The organism is Amycolatopsis sp. TNS106 (genome assembly GCF_019330265.1).
Taxonomy (GTDB): Bacteria; Actinomycetota; Actinomycetes; order Mycobacteriales; family Pseudonocardiaceae; genus Amycolatopsis; species Amycolatopsis lurida.
Genome location: NZ_CP024972.1, coordinates 2,456,407 through 2,483,121 on the forward strand (window position 1 = coordinate 2,456,407; position 26,715 = coordinate 2,483,121).

General features: G+C 68.2%; 28 protein-coding genes. 22 read left to right on the top strand and 6 right to left on the bottom strand.

Annotated features, from left to right (window positions below):
• Positions 1 to 44: 44 nt before the first annotated feature.
• On the bottom strand, positions 45 to 1,271 hold the full coding sequence (locus CVV72_RS11090) for a helix-turn-helix domain-containing protein (RefSeq protein WP_219152343.1): 1,227 nt from the start codon (positions 1,269 to 1,271) through the stop codon (positions 45 to 47).
• A gap of 27 nt (positions 1,272 to 1,298) precedes the next feature.
• On the bottom strand, positions 1,299 to 1,787 hold the full coding sequence (locus CVV72_RS11095) for an NUDIX hydrolase (protein ID WP_219152344.1): 489 nt from the start codon (positions 1,785 to 1,787) through the stop codon (positions 1,299 to 1,301).
• Between the two features lie 166 nt (positions 1,788 to 1,953).
• Here CVV72_RS11095 and CVV72_RS11100 point away from each other — a divergent pair, with 166 nt between their 5' ends.
• The 18 genes from CVV72_RS11100 (at position 1,954) to CVV72_RS11185 (ending at position 16,934) form a co-directional block, all read left to right on the top strand.
• A complete protein-coding gene (locus tag CVV72_RS11100; protein WP_219152345.1) occupies positions 1,954 to 3,450 on the top strand; it encodes an SAM-dependent methyltransferase in 1,497 nt (498 codons plus the stop codon).
• Positions 3,451 to 3,661: 211 nt separating this feature from the next.
• Positions 3,662 to 4,138, top strand: a complete 477-nt coding sequence (locus CVV72_RS11105) for a hypothetical protein (RefSeq protein WP_219152346.1) — start codon at positions 3,662 to 3,664, stop codon at positions 4,136 to 4,138.
• A gap of 102 nt (positions 4,139 to 4,240) precedes the next feature.
• Entirely contained in the window at positions 4,241 to 5,233 is a 993-nt protein-coding gene (locus CVV72_RS11110; RefSeq protein WP_219152347.1) for an ABC transporter substrate-binding protein, read from the top strand.
• A 65-nt stretch (positions 5,234 to 5,298) separates the two neighbouring features.
• Positions 5,299 to 6,219 carry an SAM-dependent methyltransferase gene (locus CVV72_RS11115; protein WP_219152348.1) on the top strand — a complete coding sequence of 307 codons (921 nt, stop codon included), beginning with the start codon at positions 5,299 to 5,301 and terminating at the stop codon, positions 6,217 to 6,219.
• A 28-nt stretch (positions 6,220 to 6,247) separates the two neighbouring features.
• Complete coding sequence (locus CVV72_RS11120) at positions 6,248 to 7,123, top strand: SAM-dependent methyltransferase (RefSeq protein WP_219152349.1); 876 nt, start codon at positions 6,248 to 6,250, stop codon at positions 7,121 to 7,123.
• Complete coding sequence (locus tag CVV72_RS11125; RefSeq protein WP_219152350.1) at positions 7,120 to 7,596, top strand: hypothetical protein; 477 nt, start codon at positions 7,120 to 7,122, stop codon at positions 7,594 to 7,596. The genes CVV72_RS11120 and CVV72_RS11125 overlap by 4 nt, the downstream gene beginning before the upstream one ends.
• 120 nt (positions 7,597 to 7,716) lie before the next feature.
• The gene (locus tag CVV72_RS11130) at positions 7,717 to 8,784 is read left to right on the top strand and encodes a trypsin-like serine protease (protein WP_219152351.1); all 1,068 of its coding nucleotides are present in this window, start codon (positions 7,717 to 7,719) and stop codon (positions 8,782 to 8,784) included.
• 194 nt (positions 8,785 to 8,978) lie between these two features.
• Positions 8,979 to 9,866: a helix-turn-helix transcriptional regulator gene (locus CVV72_RS11135; RefSeq protein WP_219152352.1), complete on the top strand. Its 888-nt coding sequence runs from the start codon at positions 8,979 to 8,981 to the stop codon at positions 9,864 to 9,866.
• Positions 9,860 to 10,900 carry an SAM-dependent methyltransferase gene (locus tag CVV72_RS11140; RefSeq protein ID WP_219152353.1) on the top strand — a complete coding sequence of 347 codons (1,041 nt, stop codon included), beginning with the start codon at positions 9,860 to 9,862 and terminating at the stop codon, positions 10,898 to 10,900. Before CVV72_RS11135 ends, CVV72_RS11140 begins: the two co-directional genes overlap by 7 nt.
• 414 nt (positions 10,901 to 11,314) lie before the next feature.
• Entirely contained in the window at positions 11,315 to 11,584 is a 270-nt protein-coding gene (locus CVV72_RS11145) for a hypothetical protein (RefSeq protein WP_219152354.1), read from the top strand.
• Positions 11,585 to 11,652: 68 nt separating this feature from the next.
• Positions 11,653 to 12,405 carry a hypothetical protein gene (locus tag CVV72_RS11150; RefSeq protein WP_219152355.1) on the top strand — a complete coding sequence of 251 codons (753 nt, stop codon included), beginning with the start codon at positions 11,653 to 11,655 and terminating at the stop codon, positions 12,403 to 12,405.
• Between the two features lie 222 nt (positions 12,406 to 12,627).
• Positions 12,628 to 13,542 (top strand): trypsin-like serine protease, encoded by a 915-nt coding sequence (locus CVV72_RS11155; RefSeq protein ID WP_219152356.1) that lies wholly within the window; start codon positions 12,628 to 12,630, stop codon positions 13,540 to 13,542.
• 266 nt (positions 13,543 to 13,808) lie between these two features.
• Positions 13,809 to 14,378 (top strand): hypothetical protein, encoded by a 570-nt coding sequence (locus CVV72_RS11160; RefSeq protein ID WP_219152357.1) that lies wholly within the window; start codon positions 13,809 to 13,811, stop codon positions 14,376 to 14,378.
• A 91-nt stretch (positions 14,379 to 14,469) separates the two neighbouring features.
• On the top strand, positions 14,470 to 14,682 hold the full coding sequence (locus tag CVV72_RS11165; RefSeq protein ID WP_219152358.1) for a hypothetical protein: 213 nt from the start codon (positions 14,470 to 14,472) through the stop codon (positions 14,680 to 14,682).
• 192 nt (positions 14,683 to 14,874) lie between these two features.
• Positions 14,875 to 15,156, top strand: coding sequence for a hypothetical protein (locus tag CVV72_RS11170; protein ID WP_219152359.1), 282 nt, complete (start codon positions 14,875 to 14,877; stop codon positions 15,154 to 15,156).
• Positions 15,157 to 15,213: 57 nt separating this feature from the next.
• The gene (locus CVV72_RS11175; protein ID WP_219152360.1) at positions 15,214 to 15,615 is read left to right on the top strand and encodes a hypothetical protein; all 402 of its coding nucleotides are present in this window, start codon (positions 15,214 to 15,216) and stop codon (positions 15,613 to 15,615) included.
• A 45-nt stretch (positions 15,616 to 15,660) separates the two neighbouring features.
• Positions 15,661 to 16,404, top strand: a complete 744-nt coding sequence (gene cmk, locus CVV72_RS11180; protein WP_219152361.1) for a (d)CMP kinase — start codon at positions 15,661 to 15,663, stop codon at positions 16,402 to 16,404.
• Positions 16,401 to 16,934: an HIT family protein gene (locus tag CVV72_RS11185; protein WP_219152362.1), complete on the top strand. Its 534-nt coding sequence runs from the start codon at positions 16,401 to 16,403 to the stop codon at positions 16,932 to 16,934. The genes cmk and CVV72_RS11185 overlap by 4 nt, the downstream gene beginning before the upstream one ends.
• Positions 16,935 to 17,985: 1,051 nt before the next feature.
• Here the strand turns inward: CVV72_RS11185 and CVV72_RS11190 are convergent.
• Positions 17,986 to 18,939 carry a hypothetical protein gene (locus tag CVV72_RS11190; protein ID WP_219152363.1) on the bottom strand — a complete coding sequence of 318 codons (954 nt, stop codon included), beginning with the start codon at positions 18,937 to 18,939 and terminating at the stop codon, positions 17,986 to 17,988.
• Positions 18,940 to 19,168: 229 nt separating this feature from the next.
• Between CVV72_RS11190 and CVV72_RS11195 the strand changes: the two genes are divergently transcribed.
• Complete coding sequence (locus CVV72_RS11195) at positions 19,169 to 19,477, top strand: hypothetical protein (protein ID WP_219152364.1); 309 nt, start codon at positions 19,169 to 19,171, stop codon at positions 19,475 to 19,477.
• Between the two features lie 1,285 nt (positions 19,478 to 20,762).
• Here the strand turns inward: CVV72_RS11195 and CVV72_RS11200 are convergent.
• The gene (locus CVV72_RS11200; protein ID WP_255632632.1) at positions 20,763 to 21,380 is read right to left on the bottom strand and encodes a histone deacetylase; all 618 of its coding nucleotides are present in this window, start codon (positions 21,378 to 21,380) and stop codon (positions 20,763 to 20,765) included.
• A 179-nt stretch (positions 21,381 to 21,559) separates the two neighbouring features.
• On the bottom strand, positions 21,560 to 22,153 hold the full coding sequence (locus CVV72_RS11205) for a hypothetical protein (protein WP_219152365.1): 594 nt from the start codon (positions 22,151 to 22,153) through the stop codon (positions 21,560 to 21,562).
• 691 nt (positions 22,154 to 22,844) lie between these two features.
• On the opposite strand from CVV72_RS11205, the gene CVV72_RS11210 reads away from it, so the two are divergent.
• Positions 22,845 to 23,978, top strand: coding sequence for a hypothetical protein (locus CVV72_RS11210; protein ID WP_219152366.1), 1,134 nt, complete (start codon positions 22,845 to 22,847; stop codon positions 23,976 to 23,978).
• 202 nt (positions 23,979 to 24,180) lie between these two features.
• Here CVV72_RS11210 and CVV72_RS11215 read toward each other — a convergent pair whose 3' ends face one another.
• On the bottom strand, positions 24,181 to 25,062 hold the full coding sequence (locus CVV72_RS11215; protein WP_219152367.1) for an RNA polymerase sigma factor: 882 nt from the start codon (positions 25,060 to 25,062) through the stop codon (positions 24,181 to 24,183).
• A 155-nt stretch (positions 25,063 to 25,217) separates the two neighbouring features.
• Here CVV72_RS11215 and CVV72_RS11220 point away from each other — a divergent pair, with 155 nt between their 5' ends.
• On the top strand, positions 25,218 to 25,988 hold the full coding sequence (locus tag CVV72_RS11220; RefSeq protein WP_219152368.1) for a GntR family transcriptional regulator: 771 nt from the start codon (positions 25,218 to 25,220) through the stop codon (positions 25,986 to 25,988).
• A 119-nt stretch (positions 25,989 to 26,107) separates the two neighbouring features.
• Positions 26,108 to 26,662: a hypothetical protein gene (locus CVV72_RS11225; protein WP_219152369.1), complete on the top strand. Its 555-nt coding sequence runs from the start codon at positions 26,108 to 26,110 to the stop codon at positions 26,660 to 26,662.
• Positions 26,663 to 26,715 lie beyond the last annotated feature (53 nt).

Below are 26,715 nucleotides of genomic sequence, written 5' to 3' on the forward strand. Positions count from 1 at the left end.
GTCCGCCAGTCTCCGTGTAGAAGTGCGGCGTCTGACCGCTACACCTAGGCGATTACGTCGTAGTGAGCGGCGAGCTGGGCAAATTCCGGGCCGCGGCGTCGCGTGGCGCGATCGACGATCCGTTTCATCGTGGCTTTCCCGAGTGGCTGATAGCGCACCCAGTCGGAGGCGAGGTCTTTCGCTTCGGCGAGCCACGCCAAGGCCGCGCGATCGCGACGCAGTTCCGCGGCGGCGGCCGCAAGGTACAGCCGGTGGCCTGCCTCCCAAAACGCAGGAACGTCGCCACCCTCGACGTCGGGGACTGTGCCAGCCAGTTGGAGAGCTCGCTCGGGGTCTCCGGAGCGGACAGCGAGGTCCACGCGCTGGAGCGCTGCCACCCGGGGCCCGAAGATCGCGGCTTCCGTCGCGGTGTCGCCGCGTGAGCGGATGGCGGCCGCGTGTGCTGCGGCCAGGAGGTCTTCGGCGCGGTCTGCACTCCCGGAGGAGAGCGCGGCTGTGGCGGCGTTGAACAGCAGGTTGCCGAAGACGCCGGCGCGGACGGGGTCGCGGTCGAGCATTCGGGGTTCGATGACCGCGGCGGCTTCGGTGGCGACGCGTTCGGCTTCTTCGGCGCGGCCTTGCCGTATGAGGGTCCAGGCGAGGTAGCGGAGGGAGATCGCGGCTTCGACTTCGGGGGCATCGGATTCGGTGGCGGCGTCGAGCGCGCGGGTGGCCGCGGTGTAGGCGAGGTCGTCGAGGCCGAGGCGTCCGGCGATTCCGGCACCGAGCCGGTAGGCAGTGGACAGAACACGGTGCGCACCTGCCCGTTGTTCGTCATGTGTATCGCGGACGACCCTTCGGGCGTCGGTGAGCACGGCGGGCAGCGCGTGGAGAAGTTCGTTGTGGCGGCCGTCGACGTAGGCGCGCCAGGCGCTGTGTGCGCTGGTCGTCAGCTCCTCGAGTGGCAGGAGCTCGCGCGACTCGGCGAAGTCGCCAAGGCCAGGGATGCGAGCGTCGGCGGTGATGGCTTTCCGAAGCGGTGCGACGTCGACGTCGCGGGAGTGTAGTCGCTGCGGAACCGCACCAAGCAGCGCGTCGACCGTGACGCCGAGGGCGGTCGCGAGACTTCTCAGGGTCTTCGGTCGACAGGTGGAGCGAATGCCCTGCTCGATCCGAGCCACGGTGTCGATGCCGACGCCGGCGGCTTCGGCCAGTTGTTCCTGGGAGAGGTTCCGCCCTTTGCGGAACCGGGCGAGGTTCTCCGCGAACGGGGTCCGTGTGTCTCCGGTCATGGCGCCTCCGGTTTCCGGCCGTCCAGCCTAACTTCCGACGGGGTATCCGTCTTCGCAGATCACGAGTCGACCGGCATGGGCGGCGTCCAGTGCGGCGGCGACCCGGCGAGCGAGAATCGGCTTCAGCTTGGGTGCGGCGTCGTTGAGCGGCATCAGGTTGACAGAGACGATCTCGGGGTCGGTGATGTCGAGCCGCGCCAGGTCGTCGGCGCTGATCAGTCCGCCGTCGAAGATGAACGCGAGTCCTTCGGGCATGCGATCGTCGGCGGGGATGTAGTCGATGACGATCAACTGGCCGGGCGGCCGGGTGATGCCGAGTTCTTCCCGGATCTCACGGTCTGCGGTGCGCCATGGTGGTTCGTCTTTGTCGCAGGCGCCGCCAGGGATGTCCCAGTGCTCTTTGTAGGACGGCTCCACGATCAATACCCGGTCGTTCTCGTCGCGGTAGAGGACGCCGGCGGACATTCGTTTCCGGTTGAGCGAGCGCACGTAGTCGTCGAACGGCAGGAGATCCACGTCGCGGAGGCTAGCGCCTTGGCGCCGATCCGGCTGACCTATGCCTTTCACGCCTAGTTCGCGTCGGTCTTGCCACCCAACTGGTCGTCACGGGCTGTGTTGTGGTCGATCACTCTGCGACAAAGTTCCTGGTATGGGAACTCGGTGGTGGCGACAAGTGCATCGCGTGCTCGTCGCCGTCACGCATGGCCAGGAGATCGACGTGATCGCCGGACTCGGGCGCAGCAACAAGGACGGCAGACGGCGCCGCGAGGTTGCGATCGGCCACGGACCAAGCACCGCATTCACAACCTCCGACACAAACGACCTGATCGAAGGCCGTGAGCGATCGCCGGGGCCTGCCGCGGATCGAGGGCCACCGGTGGCGGCGGTAAGTGCGATGACCGCTGAGGACCTGAATCGTCATTCGCCTCGAAACCGTGCCCGGCCGGGGACGGCGCCCCTCGCGCACAAGGCACGCACGATTGGGCACGCCGCCGACGGACTGCGTCACGTCATGGCCGCGAGCGCCTGGCCGTCTCGGCGGAAGTCCACGAAGCCGACGGCAGTCCTTCCGCCCGACATTCTGCCGAGCATCTCGGAGCGGTCTCCACGCGTACAGCCTCGAAATAGTGCCGAACACGCAGAGCTATTTCTACTGCTCAAACACCCATACCGCCCGGTTGCTTCAGCCACCGCCCGGTCGACCTTCCTGGTCGTTCGCTCCACGCGACCTGAAGATCACCCCAACAAAATCGAGAGGACATTGAACGTGGGTTCCAGTGTCGCCACGTCCCGGTTGATGCCGTCAGAGCAGCTGGCGGTTCAGGAGCGGCGTAGTCGTGTGCGGGTGATCGACGCGCTGGTTGGCGGCAAGGACAACTATATCGAGGACCGTAACGTCGCCGCCAAGATCGCTCAGGTGCTGCCGGGCGGTTTCGAGGGTGCGAAGCGTCTGTTCACCGAGGATTTCTGGTTCCGGGTTCGGGTGTGCCGCATGCTGATCAGCCGCGGTGCGGTGTCTCACTTTGTGCTGCTCGGCGTTGATCAGTGCGAGACAAGTGCAGCGCCGCTGCACGGGCTCATTCACCGTGATGCCCCTGATGCGGTCGTCGTGTATGTGGAACCGGAACTGGACAGCGCAACGCTTGCGCTCGAGTTCGACACGAGGACCAAAGGGCGTGGGCCTGTCGTTCGTGTGGTCCACGACGACATCTACGACCCGGCCCTGCTTACCCGGCTGTTCGAAAGCTCGAGTGTTCCACTGGACGCCTCCGAACCAGTCGCGTTGCTGCACTGCGCCACACTGCCGTTTCTCCCGTCCAGCAGCGGCGTCACCCCGGCGGAGGTCACTGCGGGCCAGATCGACACGCTTCCCGAGGGATCGTTCGTCGCCGTGAGCCACCTGTGCATCCCCGGCGGCGCCGCCGACAGCGCGGCGGCCGTCAGGGCGGCGAATGTCCTCGAAGAGAGCTTCGGTACCCGGCTATGCCGCCCGGAAGCGGAGATCGCCACATTCTTCGGGGGCCTCCCGCTTGTCGTTCCCAGCCCTCTGACTTCTCAGCCCGCGCTGGTTTCGTGTTCGAAGTGGTACCCGCCCGGTCCGCTTCTGGAGCGCTTCGCCGTCGACGAATACAACGTGGGAGCCGTGGCGCACAAAGGAAAACCCTGGCCGTTTGCCTAGGCACCACATCGCAGAGGGGCCGCCCCGACCGGCCGTCTCGTCCACAGGGGAGGACACCTTGCATCACACGCCGCAGTCCGGAACGACTTCGGACTTTGAAGAACCAGCGTTTCTGCCTGTGCTGGTGTTGTCAGCGACGGAGGACGAGCACCGCGATCACGTGATTCCCCGTCAGTTCCATCGGGATAGGTTCGCAGTCGCGGTGAGCTTGGTGGCCGAGTTCATCCTTCGAGGTGCGGCGACGATCAGCGGCGAGCGCGTCAGGATTCTCAACGGAACCGAGATCGAGTGGCTGGCCGCGCCGTGCGGTCGCGCGATCCGCGCGATCCTGTCCCGGGAACTGACGGTCGGCGACATGCTCGCAGAGATCGAGGGCCCTGCGTACACGGTGGCCTGGAGTGTGCTGAAGCGAGAACGCGTCGCACGCAGGAGCCTTCTGCGCAGATGGGTCCTGACGGATCCAGACCTGATGATCGAGTGGCGTCACGTGCTCGCGTCCGCGCATCTGGGTCGCAGCACGGATAACGCGCGGGCCGCGGCGCTCTGGGCGATTCTCGACGGCGCCGGGGTGCACCGTGATCAGCTGCAGGCATCGGGCCTGCAGCCGCGCTACCCATGTCCCGACGTCATCCGCCCTCTACTGCGCCCAATCCGCCGGCCTCCGGCCATCCGGCGTCAGCATCGCTGACCCGGCACCACCTGCCGCGTCACGCCCACCGCCTGGCCGTACGGGCGACCCCTGCGTTCCCTATCCGCGCTTCCCTGTCCCCTCTTGGTTCGGAGACCCACGATGAGATCGCTTCAGCCGCACCGCAGGCGCTACACCACCGTGCTCGGCTCCCTGCTGGGCGCCGCGCTGCTCCTGTCTGCCACCGGGTGCGGGGCATCTGATCCAGCCCCCGGCAGGCTCGCGCCAATGGAGGTAGCGGTGATGCCGGTTCTGGACACGGCACCGCTGCGGTGGGCTGTCGAACGGGGCTACTTCACCGAAGCCGGGCTGAGCGTCAGCCTGGAGCCCGCGGAAAGCGGGCAGATCGGTATCACCAAACTGATGGCCGGTGACGTCCACATGGCCTACGCCGGCGACGTCGCGATCATCACAGCCGTCGCGAAGGCCAACCTGCCTTTGCGGATCGTGACCGAAGCGGCGATGGCAGGCCCGAAACACATGTGGATCATGGCCCGCAACGACGGTTCCGTGCGCTCGGTGGCGGACCTCGCCGGGAAACGCATCGCGCACAACGGCGTGAACGGGGTGAGCGACATGCTCACCCGGACCGTGCTCGCAACCCACCGCGTAGATGCCTCGAAAATCCAATGGTCGACACAGAAGTTTCAGAACATGGCAGGGCTAGTCAAGGACGGGGATCTCGACGCCGCACTGCTAACCGAGCCGTACGCGACCGATGCCGCCGACAAGGGCCTGTTCCCGCTGATCGATCCGGTCGGCGGTGGCGGCTTCGAGCAGTCCATCTCGGTCGGAAGCTACACCGTTAAAGAGGATTGGGCGAAGGAGCATCCCGCTGAGATCGCGGTGTTCCAGCGGGTCCTGAGCCGGGCGGCCGCCGAGGCGACCACGAACCCGGGTCTTGTGCGGGAGATCGCCGTCAAGGACATGAAGGTCGACCCGGGCATTGCCCAGCGGATGACCATGCCGCTCTACCCGCTGGAGGCATCGGCTGCGCAGCTGCAGCGCTGGGTGGAGCTGATGCGCGGCTACGGCGTGATCGACAAGCCAGTGCGGATGTCCGAGCTGATCATCCCGCCCCCGCCGACCCAGTAACCCCCACCCGCTGACCGGCAGTGCACCATCCGCCCCCTTTCCCGAGAACACGAGAGTGCACAACGATGTCTGACCACCCCCGCCACCCGGGCACCACACTGGCATCCGGCCTCGGCGACCCGCACTGGATCGTCACCCGCGCCCGGGTCCGGGCCGCGCTCGCCGGCCGCCCCGGCGACCCCGGAGCCCACGCGGCCGCGGAACGAATCCGCGCCTGCATGCCCACCATCGCTGCGGCGATCGAGGCCGAACACGCCGTCCGGGACCGTGTTCTCGCCCAGGCCCACGCGGCAGGATTCGGGCAGTACGTCGTCGTCGATCCTGACCTCCCGCCGTGGAAGGCCGCTCATCAGAAGCTCCCTGCCGGTTCTGGCTGTCGCGTGCTGTATCTGCTCGACGACGACGAATCCGCCGTCCGGTCGTGGATCGTCACGACCTGCCAGGACGACCCGAACATCCGCTGGAGGTCCTCGTATCCCGACATCGCAGCATGCCTGCGCATCGCCGACCTCACCGGCGACATCACTCTCGATGAACCGATCTGTGTCCTGCTCTCCCCCGCGCTCCAGCACACCCAGAAACCGCGGGCCCTGCTCGCCGGGCTCTGGAACATCCTGCCGGCTGATAGCTGGGTGTCGATCACCCAGCTATCGCTCCAGGAACGAGCCTCGGCCGCGGATGCAGACCGTTCTCCTGGGGAGATCGAGTTCTGGAACAGCACCCGGTCACCTCTGGTCCTGCGCAGTGCCTCGGAGCTCTTGCAGCTCTTCACCGAGCCCCACCGGTGGGACCTGAAGCAGTGCGGCGGCGTCGAGATCCAGGCCGAGAACCCGGCGCCGCCAGTGGACGGTCCACCACCGTCCACAGTGAACGCGGTGTCAGAGCTGCTCACGCTGGTCGCCCGCCACCCAGGTGGCGCGGAACCGGTTCCGGCGAACGAGACCACTCCGCACACGGAAGGGACCGGCCATGACGACATCGCCTGATCCGTACTTCCTGAGACCACGTGGAACCGTGCCAAACCAGGCAGCCGAACTCGATCAGGCGACCGTCGCCCGCCTTAACGGCGTCCTTCTCAGCACGGCCCTCAAGGCGGACACGACGATGGGGATCTACCCCGTCGACCGGACACTGGCCGCGAGGATTGAGGACAACGTGTCCGGCTATGGCGTGAGCCTGGCCGCACAGCGAGTGTTCCTCGACAAGGCCCTCGAGTTCATGGCCAAGGACAGAGGTATCGACCAGTTCGTCATCCTCCGCGCGGGGTTGCCGCTCGGCCCGAAGAAGACAGATAAGGAGCAGAGAGAGGAGGAAGAGGAAACAGAACACACCCTGGTCCAGGCCCACCTCCCGTCCGCCACCACGCTGCTAGTGGCCCGAGAAACTGTCTCCTGCGCCCATCAGACACTCGTGCTGGAGCGACAGGAGCAGGAACGGGCCGCGACAGTGCTGGCCCCGGTCCACGACGTCCACGGCCCGCTGCACGCCCTGCACGGACCCGGGAACTGGTCCCTGGACCTCGGGAAACCGGTGGGCCTGACGATGATCGGCGACCCGTCACACTGGCCCGGTGATGTCACCGACCTGATCCGCGCCTACCACCACGAGCTCCCCGACGGCAGTGTGATCGCGGTCAGCGCCTTCGGCACCGCCACCCCAGGCACCCCGGCGGCGGCCGCACTCGAGACCCTGGCCAGGCACTTGGTCAACACCCCCGAACCGATGCTCACGCCACGTAGTCGCCCGGAGATCGAGGCATGGTTCGACGGCTGGCAGCTGGAAGATCCCGGTGTGACCCCGATTTCGCGCTGGGCCGAGCCGCCACCCGAGGACCTCAGGGGTGCGGAGCTTCCGGTGTGGTGCGCGATCGCGACGCGGGCTGCCTCATGACGACATGGACCGCGGCAGCGCAGAACGCCGCTCACAGTGAGTCGTCACCCAACGTCCTAGTCGCCGATCTCGTCGATCACGCCGCGATCAACCTCTCGCGCCGGCTGACCGAGGTCACCGACGCTGGCGCTTTGGACCGTGACGACGCCGGAGTGTGGCTCTCCAGCCTGCTCGGTCGCCAGATCGAGCATCGCCACTCCCTAACGGAGCATCTGTTCGTCGACGTGACCACCCACCGCGCGGTCCGGCTCGTCCTGTTCCGGCGTGATACCGGCGTGCCGATGTTCTACATGGCGCAATCCCCCGGCGTCGGCACCGGCACGGATCTCTACCGGCAGCTCGTCGACGCCGCCCGATCCGCCCCCAGACCCCGGCGACAGCTGAGTCCACCGCACGGCACGACCGGCCGCTCCGTGCAGAGCGTCGCGTCGTCCGAACAGGACTGTCCACCATGGCCGCGCCACGTGCTGTGAGCACCGCGCCCGGTGGCCCACCGTTGCCGCACACCGCCACCGCGGACATCCGGTGGCCCACAGTCGCGCTCCCGCACGCCCGCGGAGAGCGTCAGGAAGCATTATCAGAGAAGGGAAACAGTGAAAGTAAGCACGAGAGCCCGCCGCCGTGGCGGGTTGCGCGTCGCCGTGGCCGCCCTGGCGGCGTTCGTCGCCACCGGCCTCGGCGCCGCGCCGGTCGCTGCCGCCGACGGCGGGAACCACGGTGCGGCCACGGCCGTACCCGCCAGCACCACCAGCCCGGCCGCCAACGGCACCGGAGTCGACGATGTGTCGCCGATGATCGTCGGCGGCGAACGGGCCCCGCAGGCCTACGCCGGTGCCGGGTCGATCCAGTCGAAAAAGAACGGCGTCCCGGACTGGCACTCCTGTGGCGGGGCGCTGATCGCCCCTCGGTTCGTCATCACCGCCTCGCACTGCCTGACCAAACAACCGCCCGCACCACAGCGCGCGGACAAGGCAGGCGAGCTGGCATGGCTGGCGTTCCAGCAGGCACCGCCCCCGCGGCGGGCCGGGGTCGACACACAGGCGGAACCGCACGATCCGTCGCAGTACACGCTGCGGATCGGGTCGACCAACCGATTCCACGGTGGCGTCATCACCCGTGTCCGGTCCATCTCCACTCCGACTGGGTGGGAGTGGGGAATGCCGGACCAGGACGGCTACATCTGGGACATCGCACTGATCGAGCTCGACCGTGCGATTCCATCCTGGCTGGTCAAGCCGGCGAAGCTGGCCCTCCCGCGTGCGGGGCGACCGGCCCGGGAGATCGGATGGGGCGTGACCGACCCGGATCCGGCCCAGTGGGGTGCTCCGGCACCGGCCTGGCTGTACCAGCTCGACGTCCCGATCGCCCCGGACGGTGACTGCGCCAAGGCGGGCATCGGCCGTGGCGAGATCTGCCTGGGCACCGCCCCGAACGGCGGCACCGCGTGTGCCGGTGACTCGGGGACCGGCGCCCTGCAGCGGCACGGACGCGACTGGGTCCTAATCGGACTCGCGTCGCGGTCGCACACGCAGGCCTGTGTCAGCGCCACGATCTACGCCAAGGTCGCGGAGCCGCGCTTCCTCTGGTGGATGATCCGCACCATGCACCTGCGTGACCCGCACACGCAGGTCACGCAGGCGGATCTGGTCCTGGCCGGGTAGCACAGGGAGCCGGTGTTCCGTTGGCCCATCGCGGTCGCCGGAACACCGGTTCCTTCCCCGCCACCGCAACGTCGCCACCGTCGCGTGCCGGCCGCGAGTTCCTTACCGAGCCGAACCTCGGTATCGACCGCACCAACCTCATCCGTCAAGCCAGCAATCAGCTCTTCCTTGCGTGCCTCAGAAAGTGATTCACCGTGCCCAGCGCCGCACTCTCTCCCGCCGGAACAACGTCCGCATCAACGCATCGCCCCTCGGTCCAAAGCCGCGAGATCGGAGCCGCGCTGCAGCACGCACAACGGCGATCGAACCTCACTCAGGCACAAATCGCGGACAAACTCGGTTGGAGCGACGCGAAAACGAGCCGAATTGTCACCGGGTACATGTCCGCGACCAGCCTGGACGTAGCCACATTTCTCGTTGCGGCCGAGGCGGTGTCCCAGGAGATCGACCGCGTATCCGCCGTGGCAGAGCTTTCCCCGCGCGCCTACAGCGTCCAGGCCCACCCGGTCGATCTTCCCGACATACTGCCCACGCTCCTCTATCTCGGTGCCAACGCCCGCACGATCATTTCGTACCAGCCCCACCAGCTGCCGCACCTGGCACAAAGCGCCGGATACACCGAAATCATCCTGCGCGCCAGCGGCCTCCTGGCCCAGGACACGGTCCGTGACGGGGCTGCAGCACGCCAGGAACGCCAGACGATCCTCACCTGGCCCCAGTGCCCCACGACGACGATGTACATCGACCAGACTGTTCTGAGCCGGTCGTTGCCACAACAGGTCGCGACCGAGCAACGGCTCCAACTCCATACCTTGGTCCGGCACCCCCGCTGCCACCTCAGAATCATCCCGGCCACCTGCGCCTCCACCGCCACACCGGGCTTCACCCTGTTCCAGGACGATCGGGGCAACGAAGTCGTCACCGCATTCACACCGACGGCGATGCTGGTCCTGGACCACCCGGATCACCTCGCGCCCTACCAGCAGACGATCGCCCGGCTGGCCTCCCGCGCGCTGACTGAGACTCCCTCCACGTCGAGGCTTCTCGCCCCGGGCACCTTCGGCGGGGCGACGGCATGCTGATCGTTCGTGAGATCGGCCCGGAGGCGATGCGAACGGTCGAGACATGGCGGGACGGCCGCGGACCGTACTGGGGCGGCCCCTGCCCGGCGGCTCGCGGATGCTGCCGGTACAACCACACCCTCACCACGCGCGCCGAGAATCAAACGCTGTGGTCGGCCCTGCCGACCCCGTGCACCATGCGCCCGCACCCCGCCCTGGTCGACAATGTTCTGCGCAACGGTGACCACGGCACAGTGCCCGACCGGCGCCTGGCCGACGAACTCGTGCACATCTCCCTTGCCGCCCCGGCCGCGGTGCGGGAGCGCGACCACTTCACCGCGCGCGTCGTCGAGCACGCCCTCGCCGAGGGCATCACCCAGTTCCTCGAGCTCGGCTCCGGACTCGCCTGCACCAGCGCCGCCTACACCACCCTCACCGCACAAGCGTCCAGTCCCGGCGCCGCGGCGAGCATCGTGTTCGTGGACAACGACATCCGGGTCGACGAGTTCAATCGCGCCTGGCTCCGCCGGCACGCACACCCCGGCCTGCGAGCCGCCGCGATACGCGGCAACTGTTTCGCGGTCCCCAAGATGCTCGGCAGTCTCCGCCAGGCCAAGCTGCTGGACCGCACCCGGCCCTTGGCCGTCCTGATGGTCGACATCCTGCACTTCTTCGAACGCCGCGCTCCCCGCGTCGTCATCCGGTCGCTCGCCACGAAGCTGCCGCCGGGCAGCATCCTCGCGGTCACGCACCTGTCCGATCAACCCTTGCTACCCAAGCTTCCACTCCCCACGCGCACAGCGCTGCGCGAGGACACGGCCCGCTGGTGCCGCGCCTACCAACGCTGCGTTCCGCCACATCCCAGAACATTCGGTCCCGCCCGGTTCGCGTCAGTGGTGTCCGACCTGGACCTTCTCGGACCCGGAATCACCAGCACATCCTGCTGGCCAGACCCGGACACCACGCGACACCCGCGCGCGCCCTTCACTCTCGCCGCCGTCGGCCGCATCCCCACCCTCACGACACCCGAGCCGACGCCGACGAGAACACGATGACCCTGACCTCGCCACCCGGCGAACACACTGCCGTCGGCCCGCGTACCTCACCGCGCGACGCTAGGAGCACCCCCGTTCCCGCCCAGCAGACCGGGAAGACCACGGAAGGCAAATTGTCGTGTGCCACCGCACGTGACGTGCTGATCGATGTCGTGGCCCGCAGCGGCCTCTCCCGCGGAGACTTCGCGGCCACCGTCGGCTACCCGACGGCCAAGATGGGGCGCGTCCTGGACGGCAGTACCAGCATTAGCCCGGACCTCGCTCATGCCGTGGCGCAGCGCTACACGATCGACCCGCTCGACCTGCTGATCCGGCAGAACCGCACCGCGCTGGCCACCGTCGCCGACCGCGAGCACATCGCGGCCACAGGCGGATCAGCAGCTCCCCCTAAGCCAGCATCCCGTCTACCTCGACGTGCACGACAACGCCTCGGCGATCGACCTGATCCGGGCGGTCATCGCCGCCACCGGCTTGAGCAACAGCCGGTTCGCCGTCACGCTCGGATACGACCCCACGAACATCTCCAAGATCCTCAACGCCCACCAGGCAGTCACCGCGGCATTGGCCCACAGCCTCAGCCGCCGCTACGGAGTCGACGCCGAGGACCTCCTGGCCCGTCAGTCCCGCTCGCAGCTCGCCTCGGCCGCCGAACGCGCCCAGCCCAACGAGGCTCCCTCCGGCTGACACCGCCATGTCCACACTTCGCAGTCAGCCCCCAACCTCCGCTTTTGTGGCAGAGAAAAGAGAACACCGTGCACGATCCCGACCCGCACACCGCGCGACCGAACACCGACGACGTCAGGCACTCGAAGGCGAGCAAGCAGGGGAAAGTCCGCCTGTGGCCTCCCGCCACCGACCGGGACCGGCCGGTGATCCGACGACTCACCCGGCCCACCGACCGGGCCGGACGCGCACGCAACCGCCGACTGTTCCCCCAGCGCCGCTCTGCGCACGAGCAGCCAGGCCGCACCGCCAGCCGTCCCGTGTGGCGAGTGATCACGGCCGTGTTCTGGGGAGTCTTCCTCGCCATCACCGCCGGACTGGCGACCTGGAGCGGCAAGTACTACCTGCCCATGCCCTGGTGGCCCGTTGTCGTCCTGGCGGCGGGTCTCACCGCGACCGCTATGGGATGGGCACTCGGGGACATATCACTGTCCCGCAACCCGATCCTGATCCTAAACACGTGCGCGTTCCTGGTGTCCGCCACCGTCACGCTGGGCGTTGCAGGGCAGCCCGCCGACATCGGGTTCGCTCCCGACCCGTGGGCCGGGGTACGGGACTACCGCGGCAGCTGCCTATCCGGCACCGAATACACCCACCTGTCCTCGCAGCTCAGCATCACCACCGACACCGTCACCGTCGTCGGCTCACAGGGCGGGACATTGCGGTTCACCAGAACCGAGGACGGCTGGCCCTCCGGTGCCCGCGCCGAGATCTGGGGCCGTGGTGTCGTGCCGCGCGACCGCGCCACGCGTCTCGCCCTGGCCTCCTCCGGCTGCGGCTAACCCGCACGGTGCCGTGACGGCTCACACGCCCCCGCACACCGATGGCCAGATGAACCCGAGACGAGGTCGGCACGCCGGCAAGCGACCACCAGCACACGAGTCGGCGCTGCGACGTCAACTACGACTCGGGCGCACAGCTACCCGTCCAGGTCTGTTTTCCTGCGGATGTCCAACCCGGGCACACAGATCCTGGAAGTCGGCACCGCACTCCCCGGCAGCACCGTGCGGCATCTGGACATCGCACCAGACCCCCGGCTCCGCCATTCGAATACACCGCACCACAACCACCACAACGCATACGAACACTGCCCGCGACAGGAGAATCCCGTGCCACACACCGACCTCGACCCCGAATTCGTCGAACCTCTGCGCTATTACCAGGAAGATCTCGAGAAGCTCTCGTGCGAACCACAGGCCCAGGAGGCCACCGAAGCGACTCCGTGGATCGCGAGCTTCATGTTCAACTGCGACGTCCCGAAGAAGGTGGTAGACGGATACCGTGCTGCCGCTGTCCTGATCGATCCATGCTGGTTGCTCACCTGCGGTCACGTTTTCGGCGACATCTTTCGCCCGGAGGATGCACCCAAATTCGAGGACCTGGACCTCTACGTCCGGATCGGAGGACAGCAACTCGGCACCGGAACGGTGCACCGATTCGACAAAGTCGTCACGAACCGATTCCGTATGAAAGACCGGTCGGTCTTATGGGGTCCGGTCAACGATCTGGCCCTGGTGCGCCTCACCGAACCCGCCGACGCCGAGCCGGCCGTACTCGCCGACTTCCACGGCCTCCGCGTCGGCCACCGTATCCGCGCATACGGCTGGCCTGACGGACGTCGGGGTACCGGGCGTCTCACGCGTGTGGACACCGAAGTCATCCCCCCGGAGTCCTGCATCGGGATGGCACCCGGCCCCGGTGACGCCTGTGTCGCGAACGTCGCGAGCGCCCCGATGCGCCCGGGCTACTCGGGCGGCCCCGCGTTCCTGCTCCCTGACGGCGACACGAGCGCCGCTCCCCTCCTCACCGGCGTGGTCAGCCGCGGAATCTACGGGCAGCCCGAGATTTTCCCCGGAGTCGTCACAGACCTCACCGCTCACCTTCCGTTCATTCGCGCGACCATCGCCGGTAATCACTAGCCCGCGCCGACACTGGCACGAATTCGCGCCCCCGCACTGTGCGAGCCACGAAGGCCCCAGAGACCACAGACCCATGCCGCATCCGCACGTGGAGCGCAACGACCAGCCGTACCCCGCACACGTCACGACGTATCCCGGCTTGCGTCGGCCCTGTGACCTCAAGACTCGGTGATCGACCATTCCAGTGCCCGGCTGGCGATCACCTGATCCCCGGGCCACGCCCGGGCACTAACTCCACCCTTCACTTTGCGAGACAGACGAAAGACATGTTCCTCTTCGACTACACACATACCCGCCTCCATGCGGCCATCGGCCGGAGCCTCACTCCCCGCCACGCCGTGTTGCCGCCACCGGACGACGGCACCGTGGACCCGCTACTGGCGCACTTCCAGTGGCGCGGCTGGACGATCGTCGACCGCGACACCGACACCGCCGCGGTGCTGAGCTACCCGGCGAGCTTCCACGGCGCGCTCGGCACGGTTGATCGCCACTCAACCGCGCTGGGTGACAACCTGCAAGAACTCGAAGTCGAACTCGTTCGGCGCGGTGAGCACTGGGTCGCACATTTCTCCTCGTGCGGGGTGCTGATCGGCTGCGACCGGCATCGCAGCGTCCCCCTCACGATGGGTGTCCACGCCCTCCCGTTCACGGCGGTGCTGAGCGTTCTGGAATTCCTGGCCCGTCGCCGCCGGCCACGTGACATCGCGCGCTGTGCGCTCTTCGGCGCGTGCAGCAGCAACGGCGTCCCTAGTGAGCCCTGTCTGCTCCCCCGGTCGCTGACGGTTCAGCGGGCCGCCCTGCACGCCGTGCCCCACGCCGACGAAGGAGCGGAATAGATGAACCACACCGACCAGACCCACGGCGGCGATCGTCCCGCCACGCCCGCCGACCGACCACTGCCAAGCGGAAGCAAGCCACGACCGGGCCGTGACCTCGACCGGTTCGCTGCCGCTGGATCTGATGTTCGTCAACTTCGATCATGGAGGTACGTCGTCCGACCAGTCCGTCGACTACCGCATCGACAGCCTGGTGGATCTCGTGGGCGCCGACGGCCGATGGCCCGATCTCGGGATCATCGCCGAAACGACCTTCTGGCGGTTCTCAGCGGCCGCGGGCAAGGCACGGCGGGAGTCGCGCTGAACACCGCCTCCAGGGACCGCAGCTACGTCGCGATCAGGCCGCGGCGATGCTCGTGCCCGGCAGCGTGCAGATCCACGAACCAGCCGAACCCGCCACACTGCCGCCCGGCCGCGTGTGGCGGAGAAACGATCACAAGCGGTTCTCCTTCACCCTCAAGTTCACCGTCGACAGTGACGGGCTGAGCAGGTGACGTTGACCGGCGTGATCGTCACGACTGTCGTGGTACTCCTGGCCGCTGCAGTGGTCGCCGTGCTCGTCGTCGGCGGAGTTCTCCTCTGGTACGTCGCCGACGCCGAGCGCCGCTCCATCCGCGAGTTCACCCGAATCCACCGCCCGCTGCCGCGGCCGAAATCCGGGCAGATAGACACCGGCCCGGACGGACCCACCGGTCAGCCGTTCAGGCCGATCTACCGGGGCTGCACGCCGACCGCACCGAACCCCGCCACAGACTCCCGAACCCGGAAGGACCGATGATCATGGTCACGTCTTCTCGCCGGGTCGCCGCCGTCCGGACCCGTTCTTGCGGCCATCGTGCCGACGCTGCTTGCCGCAGCCAGCTGCGGACCGATCGTCTCTCTCGAGTACCCGCTGGCGGTCGGCGTCATCGCCGGTCCGGACCTCGACACACTGCTCCTGCGGCACGGGATCGAGCGCGGCCATTCCACCGCCGAAGGCCTCACCGCCACCACGATCCCGGAGCCCGACCCCGACACCGGGCTGCACACGCTCGTCGACGGCGGCTCCGGCAGGGGCCACTCCCAGCGCCAACACCGACTCCAGGGGCCGGCGGCTTACCCCATGCCGGGACAGTGCGTCGAGATCGCGAGGATTCCGACGGAGACCTCATCCGCTCCACCTGCAGAAAGTCAGTATTCCCCACCGCTGGGCGGTCAACCGACGTTGACAGGCCTTCAGCTTCCGAACCAGCGCTGACGACCTCCGGGCGAGCGCACCACACACGAAAAGTTCAGGAGAGCCATGCCCGACAACACTCCAGGCACGGTCATCGCGGTCGACGGTCCGGCCGCCGCTGGCAAGACCACGACCAGTCGCGCCCTGGCACGCGCGTTCGGCCTCGACTATCTCGAGAGCGGCAGCGCCTTCCGCGTCATCGCCTTCGAGGCGTTGCACCGGGACGTCCCCGTCGACGACCCGGGCGCGATCGAGAATCTATGCGACGAACTGTTCACGGCCGGCGACGCCGGCTCAGTCCTGGCCTCGCCCCAATACACCACCCAGGCACTCCGCTCCCCGGGCGTCACAACGCTCGTCCCCGTGGTGGCACGAACACCGGGCGTACGACGGCACGTCGCCGCGCTCATCCACCACTGGGCCGCCCGGCATCCCCGCTGCATCATCGAAGGACGCGACATCGGCACAGCACTGTTCCCCGCCGCCCGCATCAAGGTCTACCTGACCGCCATACCCGCCGTCCGCGCTCACCGGCGCGTCCGGCAAGAACCCGGCCAAACCTACGAGACGGTCCTGCAGGACATCCAGCGCCGGGACCACGCCGACATGACCCGCACGGTCGCGCCGCTCACCCCAGCCAGGGACGCGGTCGTGATCGACACCAGCGACCTCACCGCCCAGCAAGTCATCGACCGCGTGACGATGTTCTGCCGCAGCCAGGGGGTCGAGCAGGCCACAACGGCCACCCATCCTCCGATCCACACTGCGACCATCCACACTGGACACAAGACAGGTGAATCGGCGACATGACACGACGTTCAGACCCGACGATCCAAGCAAGCCTCAGCGGCACATCGCGTCCGGACATCTCGCGTGAGGAACCCGAGGCGACGCAGCCGGAGTCGGCGAAGGACAGCCCGGCCGCCGGCTGCCTCTTCTGCCAGTTCCACGATTCGTCGGTCAACGAACTCCTGCTAGAAGGACAGGAGGCCTACGTGCGCTGGGACAACTACCCCTCTGCCCGAGGACATGTCGAAATCGTCCCGAAGAGACACGTCGAGTCCTACTTCGCCCTCACCGCAAGCGAACACGCGGAACTGTATGGCCTGATCAGACAAGCACGGCAGATGATCGACCACCAGTACCACCCAGACGGCTACACCATCGGCGTGAACGAGGGGAAGGCGGCGGGCAGGACGATCGACCACCTGCACATCCATCTCATCCCCCGGCATGAAGGAGACGTAGCCGATCCTCGTGGCGGCATCCGACATGTCCTGCCAGGAACGAATCCCGACGCATGGCTCGGTGCCTTGCGCGAAGATGGGGACGCGACGTGACGTCTGCACGAAGTTGGGCGCGTCGTCGACGAGCGGCGCCGTGTACTCCGTGGTGGCTGCGACCCTGCGCGGAGGCCTCCCGGCCGCACGACACGTCCTGATCGAAACCGACCTCGCCGCCACCTGCTCGGTCACCCGAGCCCTGTTTTCGTCCTCCCAGTGTTGGCGTCCGGAAGTCCGGCGGCGAAGAAACCCCTGCTCTACAGCGCGATCTGGGGGGAGTACGTACGCGCGGAGCGCCTTGACCAGGGGGCGATTGCCGCTCCTATGATCCGCCCGCCACACCCGTGGCAGCCCCGGGCATCATCGCGGTCCTAGCCATACAGACCAGGACACCCAAGCCGTCGCCGCGCCGCGCTCGCGGCCAGCAGCCTTCCTTTGCCGCACTGCAGCAGATCGTCACCTCGCGTGAGGCCGAACCACTGCCGCAGCGGCCGAGGAGGTCGCGTGCGACTGCTGGACATCGCCGCCAAACGGCCACACCTGGCACGAGATCGCCCACGCCCTCGGAACCGGCCCCGACGACGTGCGCCTCCGCTCCACCACGGAATCGCCCTCGCAAGCAGGGGCTGCCACCCGCGGGGTATGGGGTGCTCCAGTGGAGGGACCCCCCACGACGGCGCGGCGATTCACTGGGAAGACTGAGGGCGCCAGGCGGGGGCGAACATAAGTGCGGCGATCGCGGTCATGGCGTCGCGCCCCACCTTCACCGAGGATATGGGGCGAAGGGCGGACGAGCTCAGGTTGTCCGACCACGACCTTCCCCCGCCTGGCGCCCGCCGCGAACACTGGCAGCTCGCGCTCGACAGCAACGTCGCGACCGCGTCAACGACAGGAGCTTTCCCGATCGGCGACGTACCGAAAAACGTCAGCCGGGAGACACCATGCACGACATCGTGGAGACACTGCCCGAGAACATCACCTCGCTGGGCGCCGCCATGCCGACGACCATCGACGCCACGCGAGGCAGCTCGAACCGGCAGGACGTCGACAACGACCGGTAACGTCAGCCGCCGAAGAACCAACGACCTCGTGCCGTCACCGGCAACGGCTATGCCATGTCGGCCAGGAGCAGCGCCAGGCTTCCCAACGGGATCACGCTGCCGTCGCGCCGGGTGATGGTCTGGGCGAGCTGCCTGATCTCTGCGGCCCTGCCCGCGCCGACGTCCTGCCCCGGCTGGGCGGCGGTGTCGAGACGGGCGAGCCGGACCGCGCGGCGAAGTCGCGCGATCTGCGCACGGTCGCCGGTGCGGGCCGCGATCACCAGCGCGTCGTAGACGCCGGGGTCGAGCAGCAGCGCGGTGTCCGCGGTGATGGCCGGATCGTTCTCATACCGTTCGCGTTCGCCACGCTCCCACAACGCGCCCAGCGCGCGCTGCCGTCGCCGCACTGCCTCCCGCCGCCGCTCCAGCGGAGTCGCCTGCCCACCGCGGCCGTGCCGCCGCTCCGGACCGGCACTCCCGGCCGCGGCCGAGGCGGGTGTGCGGCGTTCCGCGCCGCCGTAGACCAGGTGCATTCGCTCGGCCCACGATCGGAACGTGGTTCCCGCGACGGGCGGATCTGGCAGGTCGGCGGGGAGGCGGGTGTTGTCGCGGGTGTCGTCCTGCTCGCCGGGATCGGCCGGGATCCAGGCGTGCAGCCGCCGCGCGAGGTAGATCTTCAGCGGCCCGATCGTCGGTGTGTCGCGATCGACCAGCCACGGCGGCTGCCGGGTTCCGTCCGGGTCGGTGTCCAGCATCCGCACGATCGCCTCGTTGCACCATCCCGCCCGATACAGCGGCGTGAACAACGCGGTCAGCTCCCGGGCCTGGTCCCGCGGCCAGCGAGCGTTCCCGATCAGCGTCAGGATCGCCGCGGTGATCTGCCGGTCGTTGCCCGGGACGACCTTGCCCGGCCACGAGCGGATCTGACCCGACCATCCCCCACCACTGCCCCGCGCAGTGCTCTGCAACTCGGCGGCGATGATGCCCGGTACCGGGCTGGGTTCGGCGACTGGCTGACTCATCGAACTGACGTGGCTTCCTGTGCGCGGGACCGGTGGCGTCCTCTGATCGTGCCATCGCCGTCCGTGCGGGGCGGGTAGCGCCAGCGACGTGGCGCCCACGGCTTCACCAGCCGCCTGCGACGGTCGACCGCCGCACACAGCTACGGCACAAAGGGGGCCGATCACGCCGCGCCGACAAGAGGTTCCACATCTTTGTTGCGTTTCGTGACAGTTCAGCGATACCTCCAGTATGACCAGGCCAGCCGCACCGGAGCCCGCACCCGATGTGGTGCAGCCGCTGCTGCATGCCTGGGCAGCGGAGATCGTCAGTGCGGAGTACTCCGACGCGGTGTCCCTGGAGACGCTCGTCGAGGTGTGGCAGCACCGCCGACGCGCGCTGGACGCGGCGATCGCGGGCGAGGACACCACCGTCAGCGCGCCCACTACACCGGCCTGGCTGCCGGACGAGACCTGGCCTGCGCCCCATCAGCAGCACATCCAGTGTCATCAGCACGATCTCGGCGAGTTCTCCACCTCACCCCCGCCCAACGCCGCTTGAGTCCCGCGTGCGCGGATCCGTCTGCCCGCGGAGCTCGCCGTTGGCGCTCCGCTTCCACAGCCTCGAATGGCGGCACTAGCCAGGTCTCGCCCTGTACCGCACGTACTCGTCCACGTGGGTCCAGCGCCCGCGCCGGTCGCTGCGGCCGACGTCGCGACGACGGCGGATGTCCGCGCGGCGGCCAGACCCGACTGGGGAGACCGTCCCAACACTCCGGAGTTCCGGAACCTACCAGGCGGTAACAACCAGCCTTTCTGTGACATTTGCGCAGGCCAGAACAGGAAAAAGGTCAATAAATATGGACATTTACAAGTGTCGTGTATCTATCGGCAGAATGGTCCGCCCGTCGAGTTTTGCGGTATTCTTCCCGCAGGCACTATCTGCTTGACCATCTCTGCCGACCCGCTCCGGGCGACTCCCGTGCGCGGCGCCGGTGCGGGGTGACCAGCTCCGCAGCCGGCGGGGCGGCCCTGCCCGGTCGGGAACCGGGAGTGATGGATGGGTAGTCGAGATGCCGACGACGAGGACCGTCGGGTCCAGAAACGGTACGCGCGGAGCTGCGAGGCTCTGGCGACGTTTCTGGAGGTAGGAGCCACTTCAGTGGAACTCCTGCACGACGGCGCGAGCCTGGCAGCCAAGGCTGCCAGGCTCGCGGCAATCGGACTCCGGGTAGTCGCCAGGTGGGCGCGCAGGTAACCGGTAGCCCTCGTCGATGCGACTGGGCGGCCGCACGAGTGTATGCAGCACTCGGCGGCCGTTCAGTTGCACAGATGCAATCCTACCGAATTAGCCATCCTGACGAAAGCGCGTTGCGTCCTCCAATTCAATGCACCCTCATGCAATTGCCGCTTCCAGCAGACTGTCCCATTCCGCAATTTCACCGTTTGCGTGATACCGGCGATCTGCCGCAGCGATTCCGAATCGCGTATCAGAGGTGTCCGATTCTGCGCTAACGCGCATCGGCGGATTCCGCGAGCGACTCGACTCACGTCGCCGCCGGTCAGGCCGGTATACGGACCGGAGCGCAGGTGCGGGGTCCGCCACCGGGAGGCCTCGATGGATATGGCTCGCCCCAGTGACGCAACCGCCGGTTTGGCCAAAGCGTTTGCGATCCGCGAGGCGGGCCCTGCGCGACCACGCGGCCTACCTAGTCGACGGTAGCGCCGCTACGTGCGCCCACGGTCATGCAGGTGAATGCGATCCGGGAAACCCGGTTGGCGATGCATCGCGTGCGGTCGTTCTCTACGCCAGGTCCGAGTCGGAGCTCCCGGCGCGTGCCCGGTTCTCAGTTCGGCAGGGTGGTCGGCGTGGCCGCCGGGGTGTCGTGCTGGCCGAGCGCAGCCAGAAGTGCCTGCGGGGTCCAGGTACCGTGCGCGCCGGAGAGCTCGGTGAGGTATTCGACTGCCCGGGCCACGGTCCAGCCGTGGGCGTCGCACAGTCCGGTGGCGAGCATCCGCAGGTATGCCGCGGACGGCGCGACAGGGGCGACCTCGGCGGCAGACCACGGGGCGGTGAAGGTCAGAACGGGATACCCGTCGAGGCTGCCGGCGCGCAGCAGGGTCTCGTAGCGGCCGGGGCCGAGGGCGGCCATGCCGTTCGCCAGGACCGAGGAGAGATCGAGGTCGTCACCGGGCTCGCGGTACATCTCCTGAGCCACGACGTCGGCGAACTGTCCCGAGGTGATCAGGTAGGCGCGTGCGAACGCCGCGCCGGGCAGCCTGGGATCGTAGAACGCGCGGCCGCCGCCCCACACTGGCGACATGGTCGCGAAGTAGATCCCGCCGGGCAGTTCACAGCCGCGTGTGTCCACCGGCGGCCGCGGATCGCGGCACCCCGGATAGAGCCTGGTGCCGCCGTCCGGAATTCCGCCGGCGAGATAGCAGCCGAACCGGGCGGCGTTCATGTTCGAGCCATAGCTGGCATACCAGACCAAGTCGGATGACTTCGCGCCCAAACCGCCCGGAGTTCCCACGATGACATCTCCTCTCCCCTTGTCATCTGCTCGTCACACACCATCGTGCCCGCGGCGGCCCCGACTCGTGCATCGCTGAGCGGAAGGCCCAGCCGGAGGACGAGGCCCGGTCAGTCATCCTCGCTGCGGTGCGGCCGCGCGTCGAGGAGTGCCACGAGGTCGACGTCGGTGCCCGGCCCGAACCGCTCGGCCTCCTCGACCGACACCGGCGTCGCGCCGTGCCGCACTCGCGGGCAGACCGGGCAGGCGCCTTCCAGCCCGGCCTGCCACGGGCGCCCACACGAGTGGCACAGGCCCAAACCGAGCAACGCCGCCTGTGTTCCGGGGGTGATGGTGGGGATGCGGTGCTGCCAGCGGATACGGGCGGCTTCGATCGCGTAGCGCTGCCCGGCCATGCGCGCGGAGTTCTTCCAGGTCGGATCGTCGGTATGCCTTGCCAGCTCGTCATACAAGCGGGAGGCCAGGGCGTAAGCCTCGGCCCGGCGGTAAGGGTCGGTCGAGCGGAAGTCCTTCTCAGCCATGCCCAGGCCACGCTCGAGATCTTTCCGCGCCAGGCCCGGCCCGAACCCGCCGACGTGCCCGGCGCTGTCCGCATCGTTCTCGGGCCACGGGCCGCGGCGCTGATTGCGGACGTGACTGTAAGAATCGTCGCCGCCACGGGCCTTCACGCGATGGCGGCGCTTGCTGCCGGCGTTCTTGGTCATGATCGCCTCTCCACGGCCGGAGCCCACGCCACCCGACCGGCACGATCGACCGCTGTCCGAAGGATGCCGAACTGCACGTGAGTCCCCAACCTCGCCCCTGGGCGGGTATCGACCCTTGTCCTCGTCGACGTCCGCACCCTTGCGTGGGAAGGGGACATCTCGGAAGCCGGCAGCGACGTGCGGCAGCCTTTCCGACCGTACCGCACCCTCATGACCGGCCCCAGACGTTCATGCCGAGTCGCGTGTACGGGCCGGTGTGTGAAGCTCTCGTGGCCCCGAGTCGCGGCCGACACAACGCCAATCCCGATACCGACGAACGACGCCGGCAGCACGGCGCCGTCCTCCGGAGACTCGGTCGGAAGCAGCGTCGCCGGCGGCAGTGCGGCGCGAACTCATCGACCAGCACCGAGCCCGGTCGTCCACGAGCTGACTGTCACCAGAGCGAACGCAATTACTGATTGGAGACGTCGGCCGCCCGGCTTGCACCCGTCGGCCAGGAACGCCGCGATGTTCGTGTTCCCCCGAATGTCGGACCGGCGTGATAAACGGTGGGCATGAACGTTGCTTCGGGAATGGCACACGTGGAGGGCTGTCGTAACGTCCGCAGCGGGCGGACCGGCCGCGGCTCGCTGCGTACGGTGGCCGTCGCGTCCGTGGGGTGCCCGGCGACCCGACGTGCGGTGGTCACGTCGTGTCCCTGACCAGTGAACTCGCCAGCACCCGAAGCCCCCTCGCCGCGTGGTGCGAGCGAACGTTCGCCGGGACGGCGTCGGTGGTCGAGCAGATCGCGACCGCCGTGCGGGAGGTCCGCCCCATCCGGCCCTCCGGACAGGTTCCGGCTCGATGGTGGGCCGAAGTCGGCGGAGCGTTCGGGCAACGTGTCGCGGACCTCGTGCAGCCCGCACCGCCGTACTATGCGCTGCTCGGGCTGATCCAGGCCAAGTGGGCGTCCCCGGCGTGGGCGCACGATCAAGCCGCGCGCTACCCCAGCCACCGCGGCCTCACCGGCGACCACCGCGCCCGCGCGCTGCACCTGCGCCCCGCCGCCGCATCCTGGCTCGATCTCGGCGGGCCCGTCGAACCGCATCTGCCCGGCAACCCGGCCGCCGAGGCGGCATGGGCGGACTTTCTCGAGCGCGGCCGCACCTACCTGGCCCGCCACGCCCCGGCCGGGACACTCGGCTCCCCCGGCGCCGAAGCCGGACTGGCCCGCCTGTGCTGGCTGCTGACCGTCTGCGAAGACGTCTACCGCAGCGGGTTCATCGACGACCGGCTGGCCAGGCTTTTCGACGCCGGGCGCCCGACCGTCGACCAACTGCGCGGTCTGGTCGAGCAGCGGCAGGTCGACGAGCTGGTCGCCCTCGCGCGGCTGCTGCATGACCGCGGAACCTTGTGGGAGCTCCGGAAGCTCGCCGGCAACCCCGCCCCCGGCACACCGCTCGGGATCGCCGGGCCGACCATCGTGCCGCACTGGGCCGACGCCGACCTTCTCCTCGGCGCGATCGACCCCGACCACGGCATCGACGCCCGCGGCGGGACATTGCTCGACGTCAAGACCGTCGTCAGCGTCCGCGACACCAGCAAAGTCGGCCGCTGGCTCTGGCAAGTTCTGCTCTACGCCTGGCTGGACACCGCCGACCTGTACCGGATCCGACGGGTCGGTTTACTGCTCGGCCGACACGGCCAGCTGGTCACCTGGCCCGTCGACGAACTCGCCGAACGCCTCCTCGGCCGCCGCGTCACCGGCGACCACGCCCGCGACGCCTTCCACGACATCGCCGGACAGATCATCACCGGCCACGGCCTCCCCTGGCCCGTCGCCTGACCGCCCTCCAGCTAGAACCTGACGTGCCATCCACCTTGCCACCCGAGTCAGCTGCGTGCCCGGCTACGCCCTCGTCCCCGCCCGGCGCGAGCGATACAGCGCCGACGCTGATCTGCCGCTCACCATGCCAAACACCCTCCCTGCACTGGCAAGGACGCCGGGGGCACCGTGGTTCGGCCTGGCTCAGGCCGGAATCTCTGGCTCAGGCTGGAATTTCCTGGCGCAGCTCGGCGACAACGGCGCCGCAGGCCACGCACTCCCTCACGTGATGACCGACCCGCATGTCCTCCCGCCTCCCCAGCCCGTCCCGGACCCATGCGCCCAGCTTTCCCGCCGTCGCGAGACAGCCTCGCGAACGCTCGTCAGGCTCGGGCACGTGCATTTGAAGGTATGCCTGCCGCAGGCGCTCACGCGCCCGGCAGGCCAGGGCGGACACCCCGTTCGGGGTCAGTCCCATCACTGGGGCGATCTGGAGGGGTGTCAGCTGCTCGACTTCGAGGTGCCACAGCACTTGCTGGTGCCGCTGCGTGAGACGGACGAACGCGCGCGCGGCGAGCAAGCGCTCCAAATCGGCCAGAGCGGTATCCCGGAACGGCTGGGCGATCATGCCCGGGTTGCCCGAGTCGATCGCGGTGGTCTCGACATCCTCGGTGAAGGTGATCCTGCGGTCCCGGCGTGTCTTGTCGTAGGCGATATGCCGCAAGGTCGTGAGCAGGTACGCGCGAAATTTGGCGTCCTCTGGACCGCGATCCCCACCTCGCAGGATGTCGAACACCCGGAGGAATGCCTCGGAGACCAGGTCGTGGGCATCGTGTTCCGAGAAGGCCAGCTGCCCGGCCAGATGGTGCGCCGAGGCGCGATGCCGCGCATACAGGACGCCGAAGGCGGCCGCGCTCGTGGCGGTCCTTCCGTGGCGCACGGAATACAGCAGTTCATGGTCGGTCCACTCCGCGGCGGGTGCCCCGGCCACGGAGACGGCCGCGGTGGCTCGCCGCCGATTCCGGGAGCTGCTGCGCCGGTCACCGGTTCGGTGGAATAGGACGACTGTGGACGACCGCTTGCCGGGCAACACGATGGTGGACACGACTGACTCCCCTGCTGGACGTGGTACACGACGTGGCGCGAGGTACCGGCCGGATACCAGCGCAGATCCAAAGTCCTAGGACTTTGAGAATTGCATGCGGAGCGTGGATGCGCAATAGTCCTAGGACTTTGTTCCGGTGGTGTTGAGGGGCTGGTGTGGTGGTGAAGAAGCCGGCGTACGAGGTGATCGCGGCGGAGCTGCGGGACTCGATTGTCGACGGCACGTACCAGCCGGGTGACATGCTGCCTCCGCTCAGCCAGCTCACCCGCCAGTTCGACGCGTCGAAAGAGACAGTCCAGCGTGCGGTGCGGGAGTTGATCGCGGACGGCCTGGTCGAGACGAGGCGCGGGGTGGGTGGCGGCACAGTGGTGACGGCCGCGCCCGTGCGCGAGGTGATCGTGCGGGAGCGCAAAATCTTCCGCGACGAGCGGGGATACTTCTTCGACCTGGCGGCACAGTCCTGGGTCGCTGTTCGTGAGCCGCAGATCCGGACAGCGCCACCCCCAGCCGATCTCGCCGTGCTACTGGGGACCACACCGGGTCAACCGGTGGTCATCCGCGATCGCGTGATGGGCGACCCCGACACTCGTCAGGTGCACCACGTCTCCCTCAGCTACCTGCCACCGTGGCTGGTCGACGAACTCCCTGTCATCGCGGAAGCCGAGACCGGGCCGGGCGGGATCCTCGACCGGATGGAGGAGCACCTGCAGGCGGAGCTGGACATGGAGGAGCGAGTCGGCGCGCGCCCGCCGTCCGCGCGCGAGCGCGAACTGTGGGCCCTCCCGCCCAGTGCGCCGATGCTGCGACTGCGGCGGATCGCCCGCAGCCCGGACGGACGGATCTGCGAGGTCAACGAGACCGCGTTGCCAGGCCACCTTTACGAGATCGGGTACGCGCTCGAGCGCACGGACACACCGGACCGGTGACTCGTCCAGACCAGAAGAGCACGACGACGTGCGTGGGCCGACACCTGCCCTGCCAATCAGATACGCGACGATGGGAGCGGAGACAATGGCTGCCGCACGGCGACAGAAGGGCTCCCCGCATGACGGAGGCTGAAGTTGCCGAACTGTTCGCGGGGGCGTCCGCGCGGATCGAACCCGGGCATCCGCTCGCGACCCAGGTCACGGCCGTGCAGTTACTGCTCGGAGCGGTCCGGGAGGATCCGCGGTACACCCTGCAGGCCAGGGACTTCCTGACCGCGCAGGTGGCGCTGGGGGTGCACCCCGAGCACCTCGTCACCGAAATCACCAAAGCGCTCGCGCCGGTGCCCGCGCCGATCCCGACCGGCAAGCGAGCGACGTGCGGGTCCGACCCGGTCGTCCAACCGAACGCGTACGACGCCAGCTCACCCTGCGGTCCGACGAACTCTCCGAACGCCCGCCGGTCCACTCCCGTCACTGTGCCTGTCGGCACGTCGACCAGCGCACCCTGCAGCACCTTGGCTTCCACCACCGCAGGTAGCCGATCAAGAATCCACACTCGCACGGACGCGCTCATCGCGGGGGCAGGAGTGCTTCGCGATCTGGCAGTCGAAACCGGACCGACAAGCCGGTCGAATCAGCCGTTATGTTGCTCCCCTAGTGTCACCGCGCCTTGACCGACCGCTCACCCTGCGATACGAGAGTTCCTTTTCCCCGTAGCATGCGTCAC

Bases quoted from the DNA above. Each gene is read 5' to 3' on its own strand.
- CVV72_RS11125 (WP_219152350.1), top strand. From the start codon at position 7,120: ATGACGACATGGACCGCGGCAGCGCAGAACGCCGCTCACAGTGAGTCG.
- CVV72_RS11115 (WP_219152348.1), top strand. From the start codon at position 5,299: ATGTCTGACCACCCCCGCCACCCGGGCACCACACTGGCATCCGGCCTC.
- CVV72_RS11110 (WP_219152347.1), top strand. From the start codon at position 4,241: ATGAGATCGCTTCAGCCGCACCGCAGGCGCTACACCACCGTGCTCGGC.
- CVV72_RS11205 (WP_219152365.1), bottom strand. From the start codon at position 22,153: ATGACCAAGAACGCCGGCAGCAAGCGCCGCCATCGCGTGAAGGCCCGT.
- CVV72_RS11185 (WP_219152362.1), top strand. From the start codon at position 16,401: ATGACACGACGTTCAGACCCGACGATCCAAGCAAGCCTCAGCGGCACA.
- CVV72_RS11225 (WP_219152369.1), top strand. From the start codon at position 26,108: ATGACGGAGGCTGAAGTTGCCGAACTGTTCGCGGGGGCGTCCGCGCGG.
- CVV72_RS11090 (WP_219152343.1), bottom strand. From the start codon at position 1,271: ATGACCGGAGACACACGGACCCCGTTCGCGGAGAACCTCGCCCGGTTC.
- CVV72_RS11190 (WP_219152363.1), bottom strand. From the start codon at position 18,939: ATGAGTCAGCCAGTCGCCGAACCCAGCCCGGTACCGGGCATCATCGCC.
- CVV72_RS11195 (WP_219152364.1), top strand. From the start codon at position 19,169: ATGACCAGGCCAGCCGCACCGGAGCCCGCACCCGATGTGGTGCAGCCG.
- CVV72_RS11200 (WP_255632632.1), bottom strand. From the start codon at position 21,380: ATGAACGCCGCCCGGTTCGGCTGCTATCTCGCCGGCGGAATTCCGGAC.
- CVV72_RS11160 (WP_219152357.1), top strand. From the start codon at position 13,809: ATGTTCCTCTTCGACTACACACATACCCGCCTCCATGCGGCCATCGGC.
- cmk (WP_219152361.1), top strand. From the start codon at position 15,661: ATGCCCGACAACACTCCAGGCACGGTCATCGCGGTCGACGGTCCGGCC.
- CVV72_RS11140 (WP_219152353.1), top strand. From the start codon at position 9,860: ATGCTGATCGTTCGTGAGATCGGCCCGGAGGCGATGCGAACGGTCGAG.